The following is a 7,713-nucleotide window of genomic DNA, read 5'->3' as shown; positions in this document are numbered from 1 at the left end:
CCCCCAGCCCAGCCCCCCACCCGCCGCGCCGCGCAGACCCACCAGCTCTTGTTGGGGGGAAAAGATTGAAGTGACCGACGAGCATGCGAGAGTGGGCGCGCTTTGTCGGCCACTTCAATCTTTTCCCCCAAACACAGACGGGCGGTGGCGCAAAGGCGCGGGTAGGCAGGGTGTGGAGCGCCAATCAGGACGGGTCGCCGGAGCCGGCCGGCGAGCCACACCCTGCCTACCCGCGCCTTTGCTCACGCCAAGCCCCTCAACGCAGCCGCACCATCCGGCGACGCCTCGCAATCCGCGATGTACTGCCGGATGATCTCGGTGAAGCTGCCGTCCGGCTTCAGCCCGAGCCGCGCCGCGCGTGCCGACTCGGCGCCCTTCGCCCAACCGGCCACGATGCCGGCGATGCGCTCGTCGCTGATGAAGCGCACGCGCTCTCGCACCGCGCGGCCGGCCACTTCTTCCAGCGCATCCAGCATCTGCCCGACACAGATGTTCAGTGCCGGCAGGTTCATCGCGAGCCGGCCCTGGAAGGCCTCGCGGCTCGCCTCGTACACCGCGATCAGCCCCTCCACCGTGCGCGCCGGCGAGGCCACCGCATGGCAGGTGTTCGCCGACACCGGGCACACCGCCTCCTCGCCGGCCAGCGGCTCGCGGATGATCCCGGAGAAGAACGACGAGGCCGCGCCGTTCGGCCGCCCCGGCCGCACCGTCACCGTCATCAGCCGCGCCGCGCGGCCGTCGATGAAACCCTTGCGCGTGTAGTCGGCGAGCAGGTACTCGCACATCAGCTTGTGCGTGCCGTACGAGGTCTGCGGCGCCGGCAGCGTGTCGTCGTGCACGCGCTGCGGCATCGGCACCGCGGCGTCCGGCCCGAACACCGCGACCGAACTGGAGAACACCAGCCGCGGCACCGGCGCGCCCTGCTGCACCGTCGCGCGCAGCGCATCGAACAGCGCGCGCGTGGTGTCGAGGTTCGAGCGCAGGCCGAGCTCGAAATCGGCCTCGCATTCGCCCGACACCGCCGACGCCAGGTGGAACACGCCGTCGAACGGCTCGTCGCGCAGCGCAGCGCACTGCGCCAGCAAGGGCCCGGTGCGCGCCTTCACGCGTGCATCGGCCAGCAACTCGGCGCGGGGCGCGGCCTGGTCGGCCAGCACCAGCGTCTCGATGCGTCGCCCGTTCAGCGTGCCGCGCGACAACAGCGCCCGGGCCAGGCGCGTGCCGACGAAGCCGGCCCCGCCGGTGATCAGCAGTTTCATGGGGTGCCTCCCGTCGAGCACACGGGCTCGGCGCCGGCCCATCATGCGCGCACCGCGGGTTGTCGCGAGCAGGGGCAGCGCCGATTGACAGGGTCATTGGTGTCGTCATACAACCGCCTGCCCCTTCAGGCATGACACGAGGCATGACGCATGGCGAGTGTGACGATCCAGTCGGTGAAGAAGCGCTTCGGCTCGGTGCAGGTGCTGCACGGCGTGGACATCGAGATCGCCGACGGCGCGTTCACCGTGCTGGTCGGCCCCTCGGGCTGCGGCAAGTCGACGCTGCTGCGCATGATCGCGGGGCTCGAGGAAATCTCCGACGGCGAGATCCGCATCGGCGCACGCCGCGTCAACGAGCTGCCGCCCAAGCAGCGCGACATCGCGATGGTGTTCCAGAACTACGCGCTGTACCCGCACATGACGGTGCGCGACAACATGGCCTTCTCGCTGATGCTCGCGAAGCAGGACAAGGCGGTGGCCGACGAGAAGGTGGCGCGCGCGGCCGGCATCCTCGGGCTGAGCGAGCTGCTCGACCGCTACCCGCGCCAGCTCTCCGGCGGGCAGCGGCAGCGCGTCGCGATGGGCCGCGCGATCGTGCGCGACCCGCAGGTGTTCCTGTTCGACGAGCCGCTGTCCAACCTCGACGCGAAGCTGCGCGTCGCGATGCGCAGCGAGATCAAGGAACTGCACCAGCGCCTGAAGACCACCTCGGTCTACGTCACGCACGACCAGATCGAGGCGATGACGATGGCCGACCAGATCGTCGTGATGCGCGACGGCCGCATCGAGCAGACCGGCAGCCCGCTGACGCTGTACGACTTCCCGGCCAACCTGTTCGTGGCCGGCTTCATCGGCTCGCCGTCGATGAACTTCCTGCCCGRCACGCTGCGCCGCCGGGCCGGCCTGCTGCAGGTGGAGCTGGCCGACGGCACGCAGATGAACGCACCGACGCGCGCGGTGGGCGAGGACGGCCAGCCGGTGATCTTCGGCACGCGGCCGGAGCACCTGGCGCTCGGCGACAGCGGCGGCATCCCGTCGCAGGTGGTGGTGGTGGAGCCGACCGGTGCCGACACCTTCGTCGCCTGCCGGCACCAGGGCACCGAGGTGTCGGTGGTGTTCCACGAGCGGCACAGCTTCGAACCCGGCGCGACCATCCACCTGCAGCCCGACCTCGGCCGCGCGCACCTGTTCGACGCCGGCAGCGGCAAGCGATTGGCCGCCTGATGGCCTGATTCCTTCACGGTGCCGCAGTGCATCGCTTCACAACTTGACAGGAGACAACGATGACTGAGTTCAATCGCCGCAAGTTTCTGGAAGGGACTGCGGGCATCGCCACGCTCGGAACGGGCGCACTGTGGACGCCCGAGGCCGGCGCGCAGACGCTTGCCTACAAGCCCGAGAAGGGCGCCAAGTTGCGCGTGCTGCGCTGGAGCCGCTTCGTGCAGGGCGACATCGATGCGTACATGGTGAACGTCAAGCGCTTCACCGAGAAGACCGGCATCGAGGTGCGTGTCGACAACGAGGGCTGGGAAGACGTGCGGCCGAAGGCGGCCGTCGCGGCCAACACCGGCGCCGGGCCCGACATCATCCTGTCGACCAACGACGACGCGAACCTGTACCCCGACAAGCTGCTCGACGTGACCGACCTGTGCGAGTACCTCGGCAAGAAATACGGCGGCTGGTACCCGGCCTGCGAGGCCTTCCTGAGGCCCGACGGCAAGAAGTGGATCGGTGTCGCGCTCGGGGCGACCGGCTCGCTGGTGGTGTACCGCGAGAGCCAGATGAAGGCGGCCGGCTTCGAAACCATGCCGAAGGACACCGACGGCTTCCTGAAGCTCTACAAGGCGCTGGCCGCCAAGGGCACGCCGGGCGGCATGGCGCTGGGCAACGCGACCGGCGACAGCGCCTGGTGCCACTGGCTGCTGTGGGCCTTCGGCGGCGCGCTGGTCGACAAGGACAACAAGGTGACGCTGGACAGCCCGGCCACGCTGAAGGCGCTGGAGTACGCGAAGGAGCTGTATTCGAGCTTCGTGCCGGGCACGCTGTCGTGGCTGGACCCGAACAACAACAAGGCCTTCCTCGACGGGCAGATCAGCATCACCAACAACGGCATCTCGATCTACTACGCGGCCAAGAACTCGCCCGACCCGAAGCTCAAGGAGATGGCGGCCGACATCAACCACGCGGCCTTCCCGGTGGGCCCGGTGGGCGTGCCGACCGAGAACCACCTGTTCTTCAACCAGATGATCTTCAAGTACACGAAGTACCCGCAGGCGGCCAAGGAGTTCATGCGCTTCATGATGGAGCAGGAGCAGTTCGACCCGTGGCTGCAGGGGGCCGGCGGCTACATCGCGCAGCCGCTGCGCGCCTACGAGAAGAACACGGTGTGGACGGTCGACCCGAAGCACACGCCCTACCGCGACAGCGTGAAGAACCTGCGGCCGGCGGGCTATGCGGGCAAGCTGGGCTATGCCTCGGCCGGGGCGCTGGCGGATTTCATCGTGCCGAACATGGTGGCCGAGGCGGGCAGCGGCTCGAAGACGCCGAAGGAGGCCATGGAGCGGGCGCAGAAGCGGGCCGAGCGCTACTACAAGGTCTGATCGAGAGGCCTGCCCGTGAAGCTTCTCGAGCGCCTCCAGAACAGCCGCAACGCCCTCGGCCTGGCCTTCATGCTGCCGGCCGCGATGCTGTTGCTGGTGTTCCTGACCTACCCGCTCGGCCTGGGCACCTGGCTGGGCTTCACCGACGCGAAGATCGGGCGGGGCGGCTCGTGGATCGGCACCGAGAACTTCGAGTTCCTGGTGGGTGACAGCGTCGCGCGGCTGGCGCTGTTCAACACGCTCTTCTACACGGTGATCGCGAGCATCCTGAAGTTCGTGCTCGGGCTGTGGCTCGCGGTGCTGCTGAACAAGAACCTGCCGTTCAAGTCGTTCTTCCGTGCGGTGGTGCTGCTGCCGTGGATCGTGCCGACGGCGTTGTCGGCGATCGCGTTCTGGTGGATCTACGACGCGCAGTTCTCGGTGCTGAGCTGGGTGCTGATGAAGCTCGGCTGGATCGACCGGTATGTCGATTTCCTCGGCGACCCGTGGAACGCGCGCTTCTCGACGATCGTCGCCAACGTGTGGCGCGGGGTGCCCTTCGTCGCGATCTCGCTGCTGGCAGGGCTGCAGACGATCTCGCCGTCGTACTACGAGGCCTCGGCGATCGACGGCGCAACGCCGTGGCAGCAGTTCCGGCACGTCACGCTGCCGCTGCTGTCGCCGATCATCGCGGTGGTGATGACCTTCTCGGTGCTGTTCACCTTCACCGACTTCCAGCTGATCTACGTGCTGACGCGCGGCGGCCCGCTGAACGCGACGCACCTGATGGCGACCCTCGCGTTCCAGCGCGCGATTCCCGGCGGGGCGCTGGGCGAGGGCGCGGCGCTGGCGACGCTGATGGTGCCGTTCCTGCTGGCGGCCATCATGTTCAGCTACTTCGGGCTGCAGCGCCGGGCCTGGCAGCAGGGCGGTGACAAATGAAGACGCAGGACAAGCCCGATTCGCAGGGCATGGACTACCTGCAGACGCTGCCGCGGCGCTGGGTGACGGTCTACATCCCGCTCGGCATCTTCGTGTTCGTGCTGCTGTTCCCGTTCTACTGGATGGTGGTGACCTCGTTCAAGCCGAACGAGGAGTTGCTGGCGCGCACCGGCAACCCGTTCTGGATCATCAAGCCGACGTTTGCGCATTTCCACAAGCTGCTGTTCGAGACGGCGTATCCGGAGTGGCTGTGGAACACGGTGCTGGTGTCGGTGACGTCGACGATCCTGTCGCTGGTGGCTTCGGTGCTCGCGGCGTACGCGATCGAGCGGCTGAGGTTCCAGGGTGCGAAGCCGGCGGGGGCGGCGATCTTTCTGGCCTACCTGGTGCCGCCGTCGATCCTGTTCATCCCGCTGGCGGCGATCATTTTTCAGCTCGGGCTGTTCGACACCCGGATGGCGCTGATCCTGTCGTACCCGACCTTCCTGATCCCGTTCAGCACCTGGCTGCTGATGGGCTATTTCCGCTCGATCCCGTATGAGCTGGAGGAATGCGCGCTGATCGATGGCGCGAGCCGCTGGCAGATCCTGATCAAGATCGTGCTGCCGCTGGCAGTACCGGGGCTGATCTCGGCCGGCATCTTCGCGTTCACGCTGTCGTGGAACGAGTTCATCTACGCGCTGACCTTCATCTCGTCGTCGGAGATGAAGACGGTGCCGGTGGGGGTGATCACGGAGTTGGTGGAAGGGGATGTGTACCACTGGGGCTCGCTGATGGCGGGGGCGTTGCTCGGGTCGCTGCCTGTCGCCTTCATCTACTCGTTCTTCGTCGAGCACTATGTGTCGGGGATGACCGGTTCGGTGAAGGAGTAGCTGCTGGGCTGTTCCTCACCCGCCGCGCAACACCGCCCACTCTTGTTGGGGGAAAAGACTGAAGTGACCGACGAGCATGCGAGCACTGGCATGCTCGTCGGTCACTTCAGTCTTTTCCCCCAAACACAATGCGGTGGTGCCGCAAAGGCGCGAGTAGGCAGGGTGTGGAGCGCCAATCAGGACGGGTCGCCGGAGCTGGCTGGTTTCATGGCCCGCGCGCGTCAGCGCGCTTCGTGCACTGACTGTCGCCGACTGTTTGACCACAACGAGCGAAGCGAGTGGCGGGAGTTTCGGCGACGGGCCTTGAAACCAGCCAGCGGAGGGGAGTCATCGCCCCCCGGGGCGATGACCGACCCGGCCGGCGAGCCACACCCTGCCTACTCGCGCCTTTGCACGCAGGCGCCGATCCCTCAACCCGTCGGATCCTGCCCCGCCGCATCCAACCTCCGCCGCACCATGTTGATGTGGCTGCGCAGCGAATAAAGTTCGTCCGCATAGCTGAGCGGCACCGTCACGTTGCCTACCCTCGATTCGATCTTGTCCAGCTCCGAGCGCAACTCGTCATTCGGCCGCACGCCCTGCGCATCCTCCACCGCCCGCAGCTGCCCGTACCACCGGAAGATCCGCGAGCGGATGCGGAACTGGTACAGCGGCGGCACCACGCGCGACAGCGGGATCAGGATCGCGACGATCGACACCAGCACCACCCACATGCGGTCGATCAGGTTGGCCAGCCAGAACGGCAGGTAGCGCTGCAGCAGCGGCGAACCGCTGGTGTAGAAGCGCTGCGCCTCCGGCGCCAGCGGCCGCTCGGTGCCGCGCGCGTTCGGGAAATCGCCCTTGCGCTGGAACCAGCCCGCCGGTCCGTGGATCTTCGCCGCCGCCTGCACGAACAGCTGGATCAGCGCCGGATGCAGGTCCTCGCGCGCCACCAGCGTCGCCGTCGGCGCGATCAGCCGCACGTCGTTCGGCGGCACGTCGCCCGCCAGGTCGACCACGCCGCGCGGCAGCGTTACCGGCGTCAGGAAGGCGAAGCGCCGCGAATACGCATCGGCCTGTGCAAAGTCGAACAGCTTCACCCCCGGCGTCTGCAGCAGCATCTGCACCATCAGCGCCTCGGGCGCCGACGCGAACACGATCGCATCGATGTCGCCCGCCAGGAACTTCACGACCGCGTCGGTCTGCTCCTCGCGCGACACCGTCATCGACGCGGGGTCGATGCGGTTGGCATCGAGCAGCTTGCGCATCAGGTTCGGCGCGCCGCTGCCGCGCGCGCCGATGTCGACCTTCCAGCCCTGCAGCTGCGCCAGGCTGGTCAGCGGCACGCCCTTCAGCAGCCGCTGCGCCGACTCCTCGCGGTAGAAMAGCCACACCGGCTCGAAGAACAGGCTGCCCAGCGAGTTCAGGTCTTCATCCGCCAGCGCATTGGCCTCGGCGTTCTTGCGCGATTCGCCGGCCCCGCCCTGCGTGAACGCGATGTCCACGCCCGAATTCGGGTCGCGCAGCAGCTTCAGGTTCTCGGCCGCGCCGTGGGTGGTGCGCAGTTCCACCTGGATGCCGTAGCCCTTCAGGTACTCTGCATAGCGCTTGCCGAACTCGGCATACGCCCCTTGCTCGACCCCGGTGGCCAGCACCACCTTGCGCGGTGGCGTCGGGTCGAGGAACCAGTAGGCGACCACCAGCAGGACGATGGTCAGGAAGATGAACGGGCCGGCGGTGGCCAGCACGTCGCGGAACGACAGCAGCGTGTTGCGAAGGACTTTGGGCATGAGTCGGCGTTTCATGGTGAGCCGGAACAATAGCGCCTGATTCGCCCGGCCGCGCTCGCGGTATGCTTTTTCTTGTGACTGACCTGGGCCCGTGATGCGACTGCTGCTGGTGGAAGACGACCCGATGATCGGCGAGAGCCTGCGCAACGCGCTGCGGCTCGAGGGCTTCGCCGTCGACTGGGTGCGCGATGCGGCGGCCGCCGACGGCACGCTGGCCAGCGAGCGCTTCGACCTGGTGCTGCTCGACCTGGGCCTGCCGCCCGGGCGCGTGCCACAGGGCACGCAGCACGCC

The 7,713-nt window shown here is 67.6% G+C and carries 7 protein-coding genes; 5 read left to right on the top strand and 2 right to left on the bottom strand.

Annotation, left to right across the window (positions count from 1 at the left end; genetic code table 11):
* Positions 1 to 242: 242 nt before the first annotated feature.
* Entirely contained in the window at positions 243 to 1,259 is a 1,017-nt protein-coding gene (gene denD / locus AC1D1T_RS27895; RefSeq protein ID WP_477992894.1) for a D-erythronate dehydrogenase, read from the bottom strand.
* 150 nt (positions 1,260 to 1,409) lie between these two features.
* Between denD and AC1D1T_RS27890 the strand changes: the two genes are divergently transcribed.
* The 4 genes from AC1D1T_RS27890 (at position 1,410) to AC1D1T_RS27875 (ending at position 5,652) form a co-directional block, all read left to right on the top strand.
* A complete protein-coding gene (locus AC1D1T_RS27890) occupies positions 1,410 to 2,483 on the top strand; it encodes an ABC transporter ATP-binding protein (RefSeq protein ID WP_477992893.1) in 1,074 nt (357 codons plus the stop codon).
* Positions 2,484 to 2,542: 59 nt separating this feature from the next.
* The gene (locus tag AC1D1T_RS27885) at positions 2,543 to 3,859 is read left to right on the top strand and encodes an ABC transporter substrate-binding protein (protein ID WP_465111849.1); all 1,317 of its coding nucleotides are present in this window, start codon (positions 2,543 to 2,545) and stop codon (positions 3,857 to 3,859) included.
* A 69-nt stretch (positions 3,860 to 3,928) separates the two neighbouring features.
* Positions 3,929 to 4,780 (top strand): carbohydrate ABC transporter permease, encoded by an 852-nt coding sequence (locus tag AC1D1T_RS27880; protein WP_477992895.1) that lies wholly within the window; start codon positions 3,929 to 3,931, stop codon positions 4,778 to 4,780.
* Positions 4,777 to 5,652 carry a carbohydrate ABC transporter permease gene (locus tag AC1D1T_RS27875; protein ID WP_047504495.1) on the top strand — a complete coding sequence of 292 codons (876 nt, stop codon included), beginning with the start codon at positions 4,777 to 4,779 and terminating at the stop codon, positions 5,650 to 5,652. Before AC1D1T_RS27880 ends, AC1D1T_RS27875 begins: the two co-directional genes overlap by 4 nt.
* A 410-nt stretch (positions 5,653 to 6,062) precedes the next feature.
* On the opposite strand, the gene AC1D1T_RS27870 is transcribed toward AC1D1T_RS27875, so the two are convergent.
* A complete protein-coding gene (locus tag AC1D1T_RS27870) occupies positions 6,063 to 7,436 on the bottom strand; it encodes a TAXI family TRAP transporter solute-binding subunit (protein WP_477843571.1) in 1,374 nt (457 codons plus the stop codon).
* Positions 7,437 to 7,515: 79 nt separating this feature from the next.
* On the opposite strand from AC1D1T_RS27870, the gene AC1D1T_RS27865 reads away from it, so the two are divergent.
* A partial coding sequence (locus AC1D1T_RS27865; RefSeq protein WP_477992892.1) for a response regulator occupies positions 7,516 to 7,713 on the top strand: 198 nt, incomplete at its 3' end.

This window comes from Rhizobacter sp. P2_H3, from assembly GCF_056403355.1.
This window is presented reverse-complemented; position numbering and strand designations above follow the sequence as displayed.

Bases quoted from the DNA above. Each gene is read 5' to 3' on its own strand.
- denD (WP_477992894.1), bottom strand. From the start codon at position 1,259: ATGAAACTGCTGATCACCGGCGGGGCCGGCTTCGTCGGCACGCGCCTG.
- AC1D1T_RS27885 (WP_465111849.1), top strand. From the start codon at position 2,543: ATGACTGAGTTCAATCGCCGCAAGTTTCTGGAAGGGACTGCGGGCATC.
- AC1D1T_RS27880 (WP_477992895.1), top strand. From the start codon at position 3,929: ATGCTGCCGGCCGCGATGCTGTTGCTGGTGTTCCTGACCTACCCGCTC.
- AC1D1T_RS27875 (WP_047504495.1), top strand. From the start codon at position 4,777: ATGAAGACGCAGGACAAGCCCGATTCGCAGGGCATGGACTACCTGCAG.